The organism is Xanthomonas sp. D-109 (assembly GCF_017746095.1).
GTDB lineage: Bacteria > Pseudomonadota > Gammaproteobacteria > Xanthomonadales > Xanthomonadaceae > Xanthomonas_A > Xanthomonas_A sacchari.
In genome coordinates this window covers 68,646-84,102 of record NZ_JAGHWV010000027.1, presented here as the reverse complement: position 1 = coordinate 84,102, position 15,457 = coordinate 68,646, and the positions used below count along the sequence as shown (strand labels likewise).

Genomic DNA, 15,457 nt, shown 5'->3' with positions numbered 1-15,457 from the left:
GTGACCCCATGAACGCTGCCCGCCGTCCCGCCAAACTCCGCCCTGCCGCCCGCGCCCTGCGCGCCTGGGTCAAGCCGGACGTGTTCGATTTCTGGTCCACCCGCCTGCATCCGCTGTGGACCTGGCAGCGCCCGCGCGCCCGGCTGGTGCAGCGCGAGGCCGCCAGCAGCGACGCGGTGACCCTGGTACTGCAGCCCAACCGCCACTGGCGCGGCCTGCGTGCCGGCCAGCACGTGGAGCTGGGCGTGGAAATCGACGGCCGCCGCTTGCTGCGCAGCTACAGCCCCACGCCGTTGCCGGGCGGACGCCTGGCGATCACGGTCAAGACCGTCGACGGCGGCCGGGTCAGCCAGTACCTGGCCGGCGCCGCGCGCATCGGCGAGGTGTTCGAGCTCGGCCAGGCCTATGGCGAGATGGTGCTGCCGACCGCGCCGCACGGCCGCTGGCTGCTGCTGGCCGCCGGCAGCGGCATCACCCCGATGCGTGCGCTGCTGCGGCAACTGGCCGATGCCGGCATGCCGGCCGACGTCGACCTGCTGTACTGGGCGCGGCGCCACGACCAGGTCTGCTTCCGCGAGGAACTGCAGGCGCTGGCCGCCGCGCATCCGCGTTTCCGCCTGCAGTTGGCCATCACCGGCGAGGGCGAAACGCCGGCGCCGCGCGTGGACACGCTGCCGCTGGAATCCCTGGGCAATCTGGAGCAGGCACAGGTGCTGGCCTGCGGCCCTGGTGGCTTCGTGCAGTCCGCGCGTGCGCGCCTGCAGCACCGCGTAGCGCGCTTTCAGGCCGAAGCGTTCAGCCCGCCGCCGGCGCCGGCCGATGTCGAGCAGGGCACCGTGGCGGTGACCCTGGCGCGCAGCGGCCGCGTGCTGCAACTGCCGCGCGGCCAGTCGCTGCTCACCGCGCTGGAAGCCGAAGGCCTGCGGCCCAAGCATGGCTGCCGCATGGGCATCTGCAACAGCTGCGCCTGCGGCAAGCAGGCCGGCGTCACCCGTGATCTGCTCAGCGGCGCCCACGCCGCCGAACCCGGTTCGCTGAAGCTGTGCGTCAACAGCGCCAGCAGCGACCTGACCCTGGACCTCTGAGGACTTCCCCATGGCGGCTCCCCGCAACCGTGCACTGACCCCGGCCGAACTGCAGGCCTTCGGCGACGAACTCGATGCACTGCGCGCCCGCACGCTCACCGAGCTGGGCGCGCGCGACGCGCGCTACATCCGCCGCATCGTCGCTGCAGTGCGCTACACCGGCGTGGCCGGCCGCGCGCTGCTGTTCCTGGGCGCCTTCGTGCACAGCGTGCTGGTGCCGGCGTGGATCGCCGGCGTGCTGCTGCTGACCCTGTCCAAGATCCTGGAGAACATGGAGCTGGGCCACAACGTGATGCACGGCCAGTACGACTGGATGGGCGATGCGCACCTGAACGGCAACACCTACGAGTGGGACATCGTCGCCACCGGCGACAACTGGCGCAAGACGCACAACTTCAAGCACCACACCTACACCAATGTGCGCGGCATGGACGACGACATCGGCTATGGCCTGCTGCGCATCTTCCCCGAGCAGCGCTGGCGCCCGTTCTACCTGGCGCAGCCGTTCATCGCGGTGGTGTTCGCGCTGCTGTTCGAATGGGGCGTGGCGATCCAGGACCTGCGCCTGGGCCGCTGGCTGGCCGGCAAGATGAAGCGCGGCGAATTGAAGCGGACTTTCCTGCCGGTCGGACGCAAGATGGGCCGGCAGATCTTCAAGGACTACATCCTGTTCCCGGCCCTGGCCGGCCCGTTCTTCCTGACGGTGCTGCTGGGCAACCTGGCCGCCAACGTGCTGCGCAGCATCTGGACCTTCGTGATCATCTTCTGCGGCCACTTCACCGCCGACGCCGAGACCTTCCCCAAGGAGTCGATCAAGAACGAGTCGCGCGGGCACTGGTACCTGCGCCAGCTGCGTGGTTCCTCCAACCTGGCCGGCGGCAAGCTGCTGAACGTGCTGTCGGGCAACCTCAGCCACCAGATCGAGCACCATTTCTTCCCGGATATCCCGGCCAACCGCTACGCGGCGCTGGCGGTGCAGGTGCGCGAGATCTGCGCGCGCTACGGCCAGCACTACAACACCGGTTCGCTGCCCAAGCAGTTCGGCCAGGTGGTGTGGCGCATCCTGCGCCATGCCTTCCCGAGCCGGCCGCGCCCGGTGCGCGCGCTGCAGGCGGCGACGCAACAGGCCGGCTGAGCGCCGTGCGAGGGATGGCAAAAAGGCGGGGGCAACCCCGCCTTTTTCGTTGGCTCGGCACCGGCGCGGTGTGCACGTCTCGCTCACGGCGCGCTTCAGATCATCCTGGTCGCCTGCACATGCCGGGCACGGCGTTGCAGGCATCTCCCGTTGCGCGAGGGCCTGCGATGAAACCTGCCAAGCTGTTCAATGTCGTCGCCAAGAAGGCGTCCTATGCGGCCGGCACGCCATGGACGTTCTGCATCGCCGTGGCGATCGTGCTGATCTGGGGCATCAGCGGGCCGGTGTTCGGCTTCAACGACACCTGGCAACTGGTCATCAACACCGGCACCACCATCATCACCTTCCTGATGGTGTTCCTGATCCAGCACACCCAGAACGCCGACACCGCGGCGATGCAGATCAAGCTCGACGAGCTGATCCGGGTCAGTGCCAAGGCCAACAACGAGCTGCTGGATCTGGAAGAACTGGACGAGAAGCGGCTGGAAGAGATCCGCCGCCAGTACGAGGAACTGGCACGCAAGGCCAGCGAGGAACTGCGTGCGCGCAATTCGCGCCACGGTGATGGCCGCGAGACCCACGATCGCTCCAAAGGTTGAGCTGACGCCCATGCCCCTGCGAACGGCGGAAGCAGCGTGTCGGCGGTGAGCGCGCGACACGCCGCTGTGCGTTGCAGGGATCAGGCCGGCACGGCGCCGTCCGGATCGTCTGTGGTCGCAGTCGTCGAGGCACGCTCGGCGCCCTGCAGGGGGTCGCCATGCGGCGGCGTGGCCCGGCCGTCATCCAGTTCGGCTGGTGGCGCGGGCGAGGCCGCGTCGGCCACGGTGGTGTGGGTGTTGCGGCGATAGGCGCGGAAGGCGGCATAGGCCGTGCCGGCCAGCGCGAGTTTCCAGAGTAGACCGGACATCGCAGGGCTCCAATGTGGAAGGAGCGGCCAGCGTCGGCCAGCATGGGTGGCGCAGGCGTGCACAGCGCGTGGGTGCGGCGTGTTGCCGCTGGCGGAAGCGCCGCGACGGCTGGCCGCACCAAGCGCTGAACGGACACCTCCAGCGCATGCCCGCGTGTGCCACCGGCGCCACGCGTCGGTAACGCGCGCGATGCGACCATGCCGCTCCCCACCCGGAGATAAGCGCGTATGTCCAAGCAGACCATGGCCCGCCTGCTCGCCGAAACCCTGCACAGTGCGGGCGTGGAGCGGATCTGGGGCGTCACCGGCGACAGCCTCAACGGCCTGACCGACGCGCTGCGGCAGATGGACAGCATCGAGTGGATGCACGTGCGCCATGAGGAAGTGGCCGCCTTCGCCGCCGGCGCCGAAGCCGCGGTCAGCGGCAAGCTGGCGGTGTGCGCCGGCAGTTGCGGGCCCGGCAACCTGCACCTGATCAACGGCCTGTTCGATTGCCACCGCAGCCATCAGCCGGTGCTGGCCATCGCCGCGCACATCCCGTCCTCGGAAATCGGCCTGAGCTATTTCCAGGAAACCCACCCGCAGGAACTGTTCCGCGAGTGCAGCCACTACGTCGAACTGGTGACTAACCCGGCGCAGATGCCGGAAGTGCTGCAGCGGGCGATGCGCACGGCGATCCTGCGCCGTGGCGTGGCGGTGGTGGTGATTCCCGGCGACGTGGCGCTGCAGGAGATGCCCAAGGGCACGCCGACGACGTGGCCTGCGCTGGCCACCCCGCGCATCCTGCCGGCCGACGCCGACGTGGCCAAGCTGGCCGATCTGCTGCAGGCGAGCAAGGCCACCACCTTGCTGTGCGGCAGCGGCTGTGCCGGCGCGCACGACGAGGTGGTGGCGCTGGCCGACGCGCTCGGCGCGCCGATCGTGCACGCGCTGCGCGGCAAGGAACACGTGGAGTGGGACAACCCGTTCGACGTCGGCATGACCGGTCTGATCGGCTTCAGTTCCGGCTACCAGGCCATGCTCAACTGCGACACCTTGCTGATGCTGGGCACCGATTTCCCGTACCGGCAGTTCTATCCCAAGGATGCCACCATCGTGCAGGTCGACAACGACCCGGCCGCGCTGGGGCGGCGCACGCCGTTGCAGCTGGGCATCGCCGCCGACGTGCGCGAGACCATCGCGGCGCTGCTGCCACGCCTGCAGCGGCGCGAAGACCGCGGGTTCCTGGAGAAGTCGCTGGCCCACTACCGCAAGGCGCGCGAAGGGCTCGACGATCTGGCGGTGGCCTCGGCGCCCGACGAGCCGCTGCATCCGCAGTTCGTCACCCGCATGGTCGATGCGCTGGCCGACGCCGATGCCATCTTCACCTGCGACGTCGGCACGCCGACGGTGTGGGCGGCGCGCTACCTGACCATGAACGGCCAGCGCCGCCTGCTCGGGTCGTTCAACCATGGCTCGATGGCCAATGCGATGCCGCAGGCATTGGGCGCACAGGCGCAGTTCCCGCGCCGGCAGGTGATCTCGCTGTCCGGCGATGGCGGCTTCACCATGCTGATGGGCGATTTCATCACCCTGGCCCAGCTCGGCCTGCCAGTGAAGGTGGTGGTCTACAACAACGGCTCGCTGGGCTTCGTGGCGATGGAAATGAAGTCGGCCGGCTACCTGGACACCGGCACCGACCTGAGCAATCCGGACTTCGCCGCGATGAGCAACGCCATGGGCATCCTGGGCCTGCGCGTGGACGAATCGGCGCAGCTGGAACCCGCGCTGCGCGAAGCCTTCGCGCATCCCGGCCCGGCGCTGGTGGACGTGCGCGTGGCCAGCCAGGAGCTGGCGATCCCGCCAGCGATCAAGCTGGAACAGGCCAAGGGCATGGGCCTGTACCTGCTGCGCGCGGTCATGAGCGGACGCGGCGACGAGGTGCTGGAACTGGTCAAGACCAACCTGCGCTGAGCGCGGCCGACAACACCGCCCGCGACGGTCGTTCGCCACGCCCGGTCGCGAGACCGCGATGACCCGGCTACGATCGCCGCGGTTCGCCCCGCCTCTTCCGTTGCGCCCAAGGTAGGCCATGCCCCGTTCGCTGCTGCGGCAACTGCTGTTGATCTGGATCGTCATCGTCGCCGCCTGCGTCGGCATGGCGGTGGTGCTGGTCGGGCTGTACCGGCACAGCGAGGGCGTGCGCGCGGAGCGTGCGCAGACCGGGTTGCGCGAGGTGTGCACGCGCATGGTGCAGCGCTACAACGGCGCCAGCGCCGCCGCCCACGGCAGCGACGGCACCGGCCTGGCGGCGGTGGTGTCGCAGTTGGTGCTGGCCGATGCCGCCGGCGTGGAGGGCGGCTTCTGGGACCGCCAGCGCGGCTTCCTCGCGTACGCCTACCCGACCTACGACGGAACCGAACACAAGACCGACGTGCCCTCGGCCGAGCGCAACGTCATCGTCGCCACCGTGCAGCGCGGGGTGGCGGCGCAGCACACGGTCGACTACCGCCGCGACGGGCAGCGCGAGAGCCTGCTGATCGCGGCCTGCCCGCTGGACCGCAACGCCGCAGCCTGGGCCATGACCCGCGTGGCTTCCAGCGACGCCGCCGCCAGCCTGCCGCTGGCGCTGGGGATGGCGCTGATCCTGGCGCTGGTGGTGGTGTCGGCGCTGGCGCTGGGCTGGGTGGTGCGGCGCTGGAGCCAGCGCCTGCAGGGCATCCAGCAGGCCCTGGCGACGCCGGCCGAGGTGCCGCAGTTCCCCAAGACCGGCGCGCCGGAGCTGGACCGGCTCGGCGCCGCGGTCACCGACTACGCGCAGCGCAACGCGCAGGCGCTGGCCGAGACTCGCCGGCTCGGCGAGGAACTGTCGCGGCACGAACGCCTGGCCGCGCTGGGGCGCATGACTGCGACCGTGGCGCACGAAATCCGCAACCCGATCGCGACCCTGCGCCTGGCGCTGGAGAACCAGATCGCCGCGCACGCGCACGGTGCCGACGACGCCCAGGCGCAGTTGATGCTGGCGCAGATCCAGCGCCTGGACGGCGTGGTGGAAAGCCTGCTCGGCATGGTCCAGCCGATCCGCCTGCACCGGCAGACGGTGGCGCTGCAACCGTGGCTGCAGGCGCTGCTGGACCCGACCGACTGGGATGGGCAGACGCCGCCGATCGCACTGCGCCTGCAGGCGGCGCCAGCGCAGTGGATGCTGGATCCGCAGCAGGCCGCACGCGCCCTGCACAACCTGCTGCGCAACGCCCTGCAGCACGCCGCGCCCGGCACCGAGGTGATCCTGGCGGCGCAGGCCGCGGACGACCTGCTGCAGTTGCGCGTGCGCAACCAGGGCGAGCCGGTGCCGGCGCCGGTGGCTGCGCATCTGTTCGAACCGTTCGCCAGCGGCCGCAGCGACGGCAACGGCCTGGGCCTGGCGCTGGTGCGCGAGATCGCCCGCGCCCATGGCGGCGAGGCGCACTACACGCATCGCGACGGCATCACCGAGTTCAGCCTGGAGCTGCCATGGCGCGCATCCTGATCATCGACGACGACCTGGCGTTCCTCAGCACCCTGCAGGCGACGCTGCGCTCGTTCGGCCACGAGGTGGTGGCCGTGGCCGACCCGCGCGAGGGCCTGGCGCGCCTGGGCGAGGGCGGCCTCGACCTGGCCTTCGTCGATTTCCGCATGCCCGGCATGGACGGCATCGCGCTGATGCGCGCGCGCCAGGACGACGCGCAGGCCATGCGCGTGCCGCTGGTGATGCTCACTGCGCATGCCTCCAGCGGCAACACCATCGAGGCGATGAAGCTCGGCGCCTTCGATCACCTGGTCAAGCCGGTCGGCCGTGCCGACATCGCCGAGGTGGTCGAGCGCGCCCTGCGCAGTCGCGGCGACGACGCGCCGCAGGCCGCGCCGGCCATGCCCGCCGAGGAGGACGACGCGCTGCTCGGCCACAGCGCGGCGATGCGCACCGTGCACAAGCGCATCGGCCTGGCCGCCGCCTCCGACCTGCCGGTGCTCATCACCGGCGAGACCGGCACCGGCAAGGAACTGGCGGCGCGCGCGCTGCACCGTGCCAGCGCCCGTGCTGCGCAGCCGTTCGTGGCGATCAATTGCGCGGCGATTCCCGCCGAGTTGATGGAAAGCGAACTGTTCGGCTACCGCAAGGGCGCGTTCTCCGGCGCGGTGAGCGACCGCAACGGCCTGATCCGCGATGCCGACGGCGGCACCCTGTTCCTCGACGAGATCGGCGACATGCCCTTGCCGATGCAGGCCAAGCTGCTGCGCTTCCTGCAGGAAGGCGAGGTGTCGCCGCTGGGCGGGCGCGGCGCGCAGAAGGTGGACGTGCGGGTGATCGCCGCCACCCACCGCGACCTGCTGCAGGCGGTGGACGCCGGGCGCTTCCGCAGCGACCTGCGCTACCGGCTCAACGTGGTGCCGATTGAACTGCCGCCGCTGCGCGAGCGCGGCGACGACATCCTGCTGCTCGCCCAGCACTTCCTCGCCGCCGGCGCCAGCGCCCCGCAGACCCTGTCGGCCGCGGCACAGGCGCGCCTGCGCGCCTATCCCTGGCCGGGCAACGTGCGCGAACTGCGCAACGCCATGCAGCGCTGCCAGGTGCTGGTGCGCGCGCCGGTGGTGGAGGCGCACGATCTGGACGAGCTGCTGGCCCAGCCCGCCGAGACGCCCACGACGCTGGAGACCGAGGCGCTGACCCTGCCGCAGGCGATCGCGCAACTGGAACGGCAGATGATCCAGGCCGCGCTGACCCAGGCCCACGGCAATCGGGCCGAGGCCGCGCGCCGGCTCGGCATCCATCGCCAGCTCCTGTACCGCAAGCTCGACGAATATGGGCTGTAGCGGCGCGCTTTGCGCGCCGCCGGGATTAGGGAGTCGGGATTGGGGATTCGCAAAAGCACCAGACATCATGCGGCTGCACTCGCTTTGACGAATCCCCAATCCCCAATCCCGTTCCATCCATACATGTCCGCAAAGCGGACATGTATGGATGGAACGGAGACACAGCCGACGCCATGTCAGCACAATATAAATATAAAAATCAATGACTTAAAAGTTGGCACGGCCTCTGCATTATCTCTCCTGCGAGCGGCGCCCCTGCCGCTCAGGAGGAACTTCCATGATCCGTCGTAGCGCACTCGCTCTGTCCCTGGTGCTGGCCACCGCCGCTGCCGCTGCCACCGCGCAGGTGCCGGCGCCCCCCGCACCTCCCGCTCCGCCGGCGCCCGGCAGCGTCCCGGCGCCGCCGCCGCCGCCCGCGGCGTCCGTCGCGGCCACGCCGGTGCGCGTGGACGGCACCGTCGAGCGGTTCATCCTCAACCCGAATGGCGACGTCGATGGCCTGTGGCTGATGGACGGCACCCAGGTCAGCTTCCCGCCGCACCTGTCGGCCGACCTGCAGGCCGCGGTGCGCCGTGGCGATGCGGTGTCGGTGCAGGGCTACCGCCTGGGCAGCCTGCCGCTGCTGCAGGCCAGCAGCATCACCGCGCGTCGCAGCGGCAAGCAGGTGGTCGACCGTCCGCCGAACCCGATGACGCCGCCGCCGGCCCCTCCGGCGCCGCCGTCCCTGACCCCGCTGCAGGCCGATGGCCGCATCGAGCGTCTGGTCTACGGCCCGCGCGGCGACACCGCCGGCGTGCTGCTCAGCGACGGCACCGTGGTGCGCATGCCGCCGCCGGCCGCCCAGCAGTACAGCGAACTGCTGCGGCCCGGCGCGCGCCTGAGCGTCAACGGCTTCGGCGTGCTGACCCAGGTCGGCCGCTCGGTGGAGGCCACCCAGGTCGGCCGCGATCGCAATTCGCTGCAGGCGGTGTTCGCGCCGCCGGGCCCGCCTGCGCCGCCGGCCGCCCCGCCGCCGCCGGCCCAGCCGGGCGCACCGGGTGCGCCGGCCACCCCGCCGCCGCCGCCGGCTCCGCGTTGATCCGGGCGTTGCTGCAAACCGCCTGACCCCTGCGCCCGCCGTTCGCGGCGGGCGCTGCCGGCCCCCGCCGGCATCCCCCTTGTTCGTCTGGAGAATGCAATGCATTGGGTCGATCCCGATTCCCTGCCGGAAACCCGTGGCACGCTCGCGCGCTTCCTGCTCAACCCCAAGGCCGACGTCGACGGCCTGCTGTTCGACGACGGCACCGAAGTGCACACCCCGCCGCACCTGTCGGCGCAACTGCTGCAGGCGCTGCGTCCGGGCGCCGGCCTCGGCGTGCGCGGACTCAAGCCGCGCGGCGCCGATGTGCTGGTGGCGCTGGCGATCGACCCGGACGGCGCCGAGCGCATCGTCGACGAGGGCCCGCATGCCGCGCCGCATAAGCCCAAGCCCAAGCCCAAGCCGCCGGCCAAGCCCACGTCCGCGCAGGACGCGGTGCACCACGCCGGCAGCATCGCGCGGCTGCTGCACGGCCCGCACGGGCAGGTGCATGGCGCGCTGCTGGAGGACGGGCTGATCGTGCGCTTCCCGCCGCACGCGGTGCCGGAATCGGCGCGCTGGCTGGCCGCCGGCAAGCCGCTGGCGGCGCAGGGCGAGCTGCTGGCGTCCGCGCATGGGCAGGTGCTGCATGCGCAGGCGCTGGGTGCGAGCGAGGCTACGCTGCAGCCGTTGCCGCCGAAACCGAAGCCGCCCAAGCCTCATCACAAGCCGTTGCACGCGCATGCGGATGATGCTGCGCCGAAGCATGGGCCCAAGGCGACACCGAAGCCCAAGCCCAAGCCGAAGTCCCACTAAGTGCCGCGTCGTCGCGGCGGTGCGCCCCTGGCCACCGCCGCGCCTGTGTTCCCACCGCTCCTCCAGGACACCGTCATGCCGCCCGTCGCGCCTGCGCAGCACCACGTTTTCCTGTCCCTGTCGCCGCGCTCGTCGGCGGTGGGCCCATGAGCGGCGCCGGGAAGCGCCCGCGCCCGCGCGGCACGCGCGCGCTGGAAGCGCTCAACTTCACCATGGCCGACGTGCAGGACGGGCTCGGCCCGTTCCTGAGCGTGTTCCTGCAATCCAAGGGCTGGTCGCTGGGCGCGATCGGCTCGGTGATGACCGCCGGCGGCATCGTCGGCATGCTCGCCACCACGCCGGGCGGTGCGCTGGTCGATGCGACCAAGCGCAAGCGCAGCATCGTGGTGGTCGGCTGCAGCATGATCCTGCTGGCCTCGGCGCTGCTGTGGTGGTCGCCGACCCTGCCGGGCGTCATCGCCGCGCAGGTGATGACCGCGCTCGCCGCCGCCGCGCTGGGTCCGGCGCTGTCCGGCATCACCCTGGGCCTGGTACGCCAGGCCGGCTTCGATCACCAGATCGCGCGCAACCAGGTCGGCAGCCACGCCGGCAACGTGGTGGCCGCGGCGCTGGCCGGCCTGCTCGGCTGGAAATTCGGTTTCGGCGCGGTGTTCGCGCTGACCGGCTGCTTCGGCGTGCTGGCGATCGTCTCGGTGTTGATGATCCCGCGCGATGTGATCGATCACCGCGCCGCGCGCGGCATGGCCGAGTCCGAGGACGACAACGGCGCCCACGTCAGCGGCTGGTCGGTGCTGCTGACCTGCAAGCCCTTGCTGGTGCTGGCCGCGGCGCTGGCGCTGTTCCACCTGGGCAATGCGGCGATGCTGCCGCTGTACGGCATGGCCGTGGTGGCTGCGCACCAGGGCGACCCGAACGCGCTGACCGCCACCACCATCATCGTCGCCCAGGCCACCATGGTGTTGACCTCGCTGCTGGCGATGCGGCTGATCCGCGTGCGCGGGCACTGGTGGGTGCTGCTGCTGACCTTCCTGGCGCTGCCATTACGCGGGCTGATCGCCGCCAGCTTCATCCACACCTGGGGCGTGTTCCCGGTGCAGATCCTCGATGGCGTCGGCGCCGGGCTGCAGAGCGTGGCGGTGCCGGCGCTGGTGGCGCACCTACTGCAGGGCACCGGCCGGGTCAACGTGGGGCAGGGCGCGGTGATGACGATGCAGGGCGTCGGCGCGGCACTGAGCCCGGCGCTGGGCGGCTGGATCGCACAAGGGTTCGGCTATCGCGCAGCGTTTCTGCTGCTGGGCGGCATCTCGCTGCTGTCGCTGGCGTTGTGGGTGGGCATGCGCAAGCACCTGGTGACGGCAAAGCGCGACCGCGCAGCCGACGAACCGGTGCCGCCGCTCCCCGCCTAATCTGTGCCATGCCATTGGCGAGGTGTTGTGCGACATCTGCCAATGGATTTCCCCGAGCTTCGCGCTCAGCTACGTCACAGTCCTCTGCATCAGCCCACATGCCGAGGAGGAGAGAGACATGCGCATCGTCATGCGCGAGCCGCACGCGAATCATCTCAGCGACTCCAGGATTGTCATCAATTTCAAGCGGCGTCTCCAGCGAACGAATTGCTGTGCTCTCTCAAATTTCGCCTAATACCTTAAGTAGGCCGCGCCGCGACGCAGCATCGGGGTCGACGAATTTTAGGCTGCACCGGGGCGCGGTAGTCACAGTCAAACGGCTGTGAGCGTACGGGAACAAGCAGTTCTTTAATGCGAACGACGAGATCTTCTGAGTAATGCGTGCCAATTCCCGATCGAGAAGTGCTTCAATGCTTGCTATAAAGATTCGCATGCGGCCTAACATCAAGTCAGGCCGAATTGCAGCGCGTAGCCGGACAACTTGCAAGCTCGTGCTGCCATATGGCTGGCGTAGCGGTTCAATTTCTGCTTGAACGATTGTTGGGGCGCGTGTCAGTTGGCGCGACAATATGTCTCTACCACGATCCTGTCAGCTGGGTCACGTGATGGTGCATCCTGCATCTCGATGGCTATCGGACCGTTGGCTTCTTGCGGCCATCTGTCGCGGGTCTTCGGGCCATAGATCAGCATAATGCCGGCAGGGGGATCTCCAAGCAGGAAAGAATCTCTAGGCTTACCCATCGCCGCGGTCACCTGAGAAAGGGTCATTCCAGGCTTAACCTTACGACAGCGCTCCCGGGCCTGATCGCACCCGGTCAAGAGAAGCAAGAAGCCCAGCGCGGGAAGTAGTCGGTTCACGGGTCTCTAGTGCTGCCTGACATGGGAACGCCGAGCTGTCGCCGCGGCGTGCAGAGTCTGCGCCGTGCGATGGTCTTCGCCAAGTGCGCCAGCTACGCTGCCGTGCCTCAATCCAATGCCACTCCGGGCACCACTTCGCAGGCGATCCCGGCGGCGGCCAATTGCGCCGCCAGCGCCGTATGCGGCGGCTGCCGGAACGCATCGCCGGGCAACAGGCTGACCACGCGCTGCCCGGCGTGCGCTCGTTCGATCAGCAGCGCCAGATGTGCGGCCGGATCGTCCGGCAGCGGCTGGCGGCTGGCATCGCGGCGCGCCAGGCTCAGCACCGCCGCGCTGACCTCTGCACCGACCAGCAGCAGGTCGGCCTGGTTGAGCGCGCGCAGCGCCTTCAGCGTGAGTGCGCCGGGGTCGCCGCTGCCGGTGCCGACCAGCCACACGCTGCCTTGCCGCGGTATGTCGTCGCTGTGGTTGAGGCTGTCAGCGAAGGCTTGCTCGGCGGCCTCGCGCTGGCCGCTCTGCAGCAGCGTCTGCACCGGCCCTTCCAGCATCTGCTCGAACCAGCGGCGGCGCTGCGGCAGGTCCGGCAGGCGCGCGCGGATCGCGGCGCGGTGGCGCGCGAACAACTGCGCCAACTCGGCATAGGAATGGTCCAGTTCGGTTTCCCAGCGCTCGCGCAGGCGCCGCGCCAGCATCGGCGCCGCACCGCTGGAGGAGATCGCGATCAGCAGCGGGTCGCGGTCGATGATCGCCGGCACCTGGAACGTCGACAGCGCGGCGTCGTCGACCACGTTGACCCACTTGCGCCGCGCCCCGGCCTGTTCGGCCAGTTGCCGATTGAATGCGTCGTCGTCGGTGGCCGCCACCACCAGCCAGGCGGCGTCCAGCCACTGCGGGTCGAAGCCGCCATCGGCGCGCTGCAGGCGGCCCTGCGCCAGCCACTGCGCCACGGTGGGGTTGAGCGCATGCGCGTACACCAGCACGTCGGCACCGGCGTGCAGCAACGCCTCGATCTTGCGCATCGCCACCTCGCCGCCGCCCACCACCAGCACACGGCGCCCGGCCAGGTCGGCGAACAGGGGGTACAGCGGCATGCGGACTCCTTTGGGGACGAGATGGGCCAGGTCGCGAAGCAGCGCGTGCGGCAGGCCGCATTCGACTGCAACAACGTCCTGTCGGCCAACGATACCGAAGGACGGTCCGTGGTAGCTATTCGGCGAACGAGCGCCATCGCGCTCTGTCATCCTGCAGTCTGCAACGCTCATGCCGCCACCAAACGCCTAGCCGCGCTTCGCCGCGCAGCCAAGGTGCAGACGCTGGCGTATGATCCGCGCTCGTCGTCCTCCCGAACCGGCATCATGGATCGAGCCCGTCCGCCGCTTGCCTGGCCCCGCCTCTCGGTGTGGGTTCTCTTCATCGTGTCGCTGTGGGCCGCGGCGCCCGCGCTGGCGCAGACCGCGCGCAAGCCTTCGGTCTACGAGCAGCGCCCAGGCCGCGACGCCGCGGTGCAGCCGGCGACCGGACCCGATTCCCTGCCGCGCCTGGACGGCCGCGCGCAGTTCCTGCAGCTCGCGCGGGTCTACAACGCCGGCACCGCGCTGGAACTGCCGCATCTGCTGTTCGTGATCGATCGGCAGCACGGCGGGCGCGTCTATTACCTCAACACGCCGCGCTTCGCGCTGCACGAGCAGTTCGTGCGCCAGCGCCTGGCGCCACGCATGGGCAAGGCGGCGTTGAAGGCGCAATACCGCGATCCGCAGCGACGCTTTTTGTTCGGCACCCTGAGCTGGCAGCAGGATCTGCCGGGCTACACCTACGAATTCTGGGAGGGCGATCTTCTCACCGCGGCGCTGCTGCAGCAGACCGACGCCGCCTTGCGCGCCTCGTTCTACGACACGCTGCGGTTCAAGACCAACTCCACGCTGCACGAACAGGTGGCCAAGTCCGCCGGGCTGGCCTTCGTGACCCAGGAAGCGCTGCTGCGCGAGCAGCGCTTCCTGCCGTTGAACACCGGTCATGCCGAGGGACGGCTGCGCATCGTGCGGTCGGAGGCGCAGTTCCGTGCGCTGACCCCGCGCGACATCCCGGTGCTGGACGAGGTGCCGATCGCGTTGGCGCCGGTCGCGGGCCTGGTCACGCAGCGCCCGTCCACGCTGCTGTCGCACGTCAACCTGCTGGCCAAGGGCTGGGGCATTCCCAACGTGTACGTGCGCGATGCGCAGGCGGCGCTGCGCCAGTACGACGGCCGCTGGGTGCAACTGGACGTCACCCACAACGACTACCGGGTGACGCCGCTTGCAGGCCCGCCGGCAGCCATGTCGTCCACGGCCCCGCGCGCGGCGTCACGCGCGCTGCCGCGTCCGGACCTGAGCGTGGTCGCGCTCCAGCCGCTGGCGGCGCTGCGCGCCCGCGACAGCCGCGCCTGCGGGACCAAGGCGGCCAATCTCGGCACGCTGAAGGCGGTGTTGCCGCCGGCCGCGCGCGTGCCGGACGGCTTCTGCATCCCGTTCGCGTTCTACCAGGCGACGCTGCAGCGTCTGCAGGTCGATCAGCGCCTGCGCGACCTGCAGCGCCGTCCCGGCTTCGCCACCGACGCCGACGTGCGCCGCGCCGCGCTGGCGACCCTGCGTGCCGAGATCGCCGACGCCACGCCCGATCCCGCCTTCGTGCGTGCGCTGGAGACGCAGTGGCGCGAACAACTGCACGGCGCCGGTGTGTTCGTGCGCAGCTCGTCCAACTCCGAGGATCTGCCCGGCTTCAGCGGCGCCGGCTTGTACACCACCGTGCCCAACGTCACCCGCGCCGATGCATTGGCCAAGGCCGTGCAGACGGTGTGGGCGTCGGTGTACAACTTCGAGGCATACGAAGCGCGCGCCGCCGCCGGCCTGCCGCAGGATGCTGTTGCCATGGCGGTGCTGGTGCAGTTGGCCGCCCCGTCCGACAGCTCCGGGGTGATGATCACCCGCGATCCGTTCGATGCCGCGCGTCGCCATGTCACCTACATCTCGGCCAAGCGCGGCCTCGGTATCCGTGTGGTCGAGGGCAAGCGCCAGGCCGAACAGGTGATGTATTCGAGCTGGTCCAAGGCGGTGCAGGTGCTGAGCCGTTCGGCCGAGGACACCCAGCTCGTGGCCAACGCCGCCGGCGGCGTGCGCGAGGTCCCCATCACCGGCACCCGCCAGGTGCTGACCGATGCGCTCATCGCGCGGTTGGCCAGGGTCGGTACGATGACCAAGCAGGCGCTGGGCGGCGCGGACCAGGACATCGAGTGGGCGGTGGTCGGCGATGAGGTGGTGATCCTGCAGGCGCGGCCGTATGTGGAGCGGGGTGGACACCAGTGAACCGCCGTCACCGTGTCACTGGGGT

13 protein-coding genes are annotated in these 15,457 nt (G+C 70.2%); 10 read left to right on the top strand and 3 right to left on the bottom strand.

Annotation, left to right across the window (positions count from 1 at the left end; all coding sequences use genetic code 11):
• Positions 1-8: 8 nt before the first annotated feature.
• From J7357_RS19960 to J7357_RS19950, 3 genes are all read left to right on the top strand, one after another.
• Complete coding sequence (locus tag J7357_RS19960) at positions 9-1,085, top strand: ferredoxin reductase (protein ID WP_209249188.1); 1,077 nt, start codon at positions 9-11, stop codon at positions 1,083-1,085.
• A gap of 10 nt (positions 1,086-1,095) precedes the next feature.
• A complete protein-coding gene (locus J7357_RS19955) occupies positions 1,096-2,220 on the top strand; it encodes an acyl-CoA desaturase (RefSeq protein ID WP_209249186.1) in 1,125 nt (374 codons plus the stop codon).
• A 167-nt stretch (positions 2,221-2,387) separates the two neighbouring features.
• Positions 2,388-2,819 carry a low affinity iron permease family protein gene (locus J7357_RS19950; RefSeq protein WP_209249184.1) on the top strand — a complete coding sequence of 144 codons (432 nt, stop codon included), beginning with the start codon at positions 2,388-2,390 and terminating at the stop codon, positions 2,817-2,819.
• Positions 2,820-2,899: 80 nt separating this feature from the next.
• On the opposite strand, the gene J7357_RS19945 is transcribed toward J7357_RS19950, so the two are convergent.
• On the bottom strand, positions 2,900-3,127 hold the full coding sequence (locus J7357_RS19945; protein WP_209249182.1) for a hypothetical protein: 228 nt from the start codon (positions 3,125-3,127) through the stop codon (positions 2,900-2,902).
• A 243-nt stretch (positions 3,128-3,370) separates the two neighbouring features.
• Here J7357_RS19945 and poxB point away from each other — a divergent pair, with 243 nt between their 5' ends.
• The 6 genes from poxB (at position 3,371) to J7357_RS19915 (ending at position 11,236) form a co-directional block, all read left to right on the top strand.
• On the top strand, positions 3,371-5,080 hold the full coding sequence (gene poxB, locus J7357_RS19940; RefSeq protein WP_209249311.1) for a ubiquinone-dependent pyruvate dehydrogenase: 1,710 nt from the start codon (positions 3,371-3,373) through the stop codon (positions 5,078-5,080).
• A 118-nt stretch (positions 5,081-5,198) separates the two neighbouring features.
• Complete coding sequence (locus tag J7357_RS19935) at positions 5,199-6,635, top strand: HAMP domain-containing sensor histidine kinase (RefSeq protein WP_209249180.1); 1,437 nt, start codon at positions 5,199-5,201, stop codon at positions 6,633-6,635.
• Positions 6,620-7,957 (top strand): sigma-54 dependent transcriptional regulator, encoded by a 1,338-nt coding sequence (locus J7357_RS19930; RefSeq protein WP_209249178.1) that lies wholly within the window; start codon positions 6,620-6,622, stop codon positions 7,955-7,957. The genes J7357_RS19935 and J7357_RS19930 overlap by 16 nt, the downstream gene beginning before the upstream one ends.
• A gap of 277 nt (positions 7,958-8,234) precedes the next feature.
• Positions 8,235-9,035, top strand: coding sequence for a hypothetical protein (locus J7357_RS19925; protein WP_209249176.1), 801 nt, complete (start codon positions 8,235-8,237; stop codon positions 9,033-9,035).
• A gap of 99 nt (positions 9,036-9,134) precedes the next feature.
• Positions 9,135-9,830 (top strand): hypothetical protein, encoded by a 696-nt coding sequence (locus J7357_RS19920; protein WP_209249174.1) that lies wholly within the window; start codon positions 9,135-9,137, stop codon positions 9,828-9,830.
• A gap of 146 nt (positions 9,831-9,976) precedes the next feature.
• Positions 9,977-11,236, top strand: coding sequence for an MFS transporter (locus J7357_RS19915; protein ID WP_209249172.1), 1,260 nt, complete (start codon positions 9,977-9,979; stop codon positions 11,234-11,236).
• A gap of 552 nt (positions 11,237-11,788) precedes the next feature.
• Here J7357_RS19915 and J7357_RS19905 read toward each other — a convergent pair.
• Complete coding sequence (locus J7357_RS19905) at positions 11,789-12,004, bottom strand: hypothetical protein (RefSeq protein ID WP_209249170.1); 216 nt, start codon at positions 12,002-12,004, stop codon at positions 11,789-11,791.
• A gap of 197 nt (positions 12,005-12,201) precedes the next feature.
• On the bottom strand, positions 12,202-13,185 hold the full coding sequence (locus tag J7357_RS19900) for an NAD(P)-dependent oxidoreductase (RefSeq protein WP_209249168.1): 984 nt from the start codon (positions 13,183-13,185) through the stop codon (positions 12,202-12,204).
• A gap of 306 nt (positions 13,186-13,491) precedes the next feature.
• Here J7357_RS19900 and J7357_RS19895 point away from each other — a divergent pair, with 306 nt between their 5' ends.
• Complete coding sequence (locus J7357_RS19895) at positions 13,492-15,432, top strand: PEP/pyruvate-binding domain-containing protein (RefSeq protein WP_209249166.1); 1,941 nt, start codon at positions 13,492-13,494, stop codon at positions 15,430-15,432.
• Positions 15,433-15,457: the final 25 nt, after the last annotated feature.

Bases quoted from the DNA above. Each gene is read 5' to 3' on its own strand.
- J7357_RS19960 (WP_209249188.1), top strand. From the start codon at position 9: ATGAACGCTGCCCGCCGTCCCGCCAAACTCCGCCCTGCCGCCCGCGCC.
- J7357_RS19930 (WP_209249178.1), top strand. From the start codon at position 6,620: ATGGCGCGCATCCTGATCATCGACGACGACCTGGCGTTCCTCAGCACC.
- J7357_RS19950 (WP_209249184.1), top strand. From the start codon at position 2,388: ATGAAACCTGCCAAGCTGTTCAATGTCGTCGCCAAGAAGGCGTCCTAT.
- J7357_RS19935 (WP_209249180.1), top strand. From the start codon at position 5,199: ATGCCCCGTTCGCTGCTGCGGCAACTGCTGTTGATCTGGATCGTCATC.
- J7357_RS19925 (WP_209249176.1), top strand. From the start codon at position 8,235: ATGATCCGTCGTAGCGCACTCGCTCTGTCCCTGGTGCTGGCCACCGCC.
- J7357_RS19915 (WP_209249172.1), top strand. From the start codon at position 9,977: ATGAGCGGCGCCGGGAAGCGCCCGCGCCCGCGCGGCACGCGCGCGCTG.
- J7357_RS19900 (WP_209249168.1), bottom strand. From the start codon at position 13,185: ATGCCGCTGTACCCCCTGTTCGCCGACCTGGCCGGGCGCCGTGTGCTG.
- J7357_RS19955 (WP_209249186.1), top strand. From the start codon at position 1,096: ATGGCGGCTCCCCGCAACCGTGCACTGACCCCGGCCGAACTGCAGGCC.
- J7357_RS19920 (WP_209249174.1), top strand. From the start codon at position 9,135: ATGCATTGGGTCGATCCCGATTCCCTGCCGGAAACCCGTGGCACGCTC.
- poxB (WP_209249311.1), top strand. From the start codon at position 3,371: ATGGCCCGCCTGCTCGCCGAAACCCTGCACAGTGCGGGCGTGGAGCGG.
- J7357_RS19945 (WP_209249182.1), bottom strand. From the start codon at position 3,127: ATGTCCGGTCTACTCTGGAAACTCGCGCTGGCCGGCACGGCCTATGCC.
- J7357_RS19905 (WP_209249170.1), bottom strand. From the start codon at position 12,004: ATGACCCTTTCTCAGGTGACCGCGGCGATGGGTAAGCCTAGAGATTCT.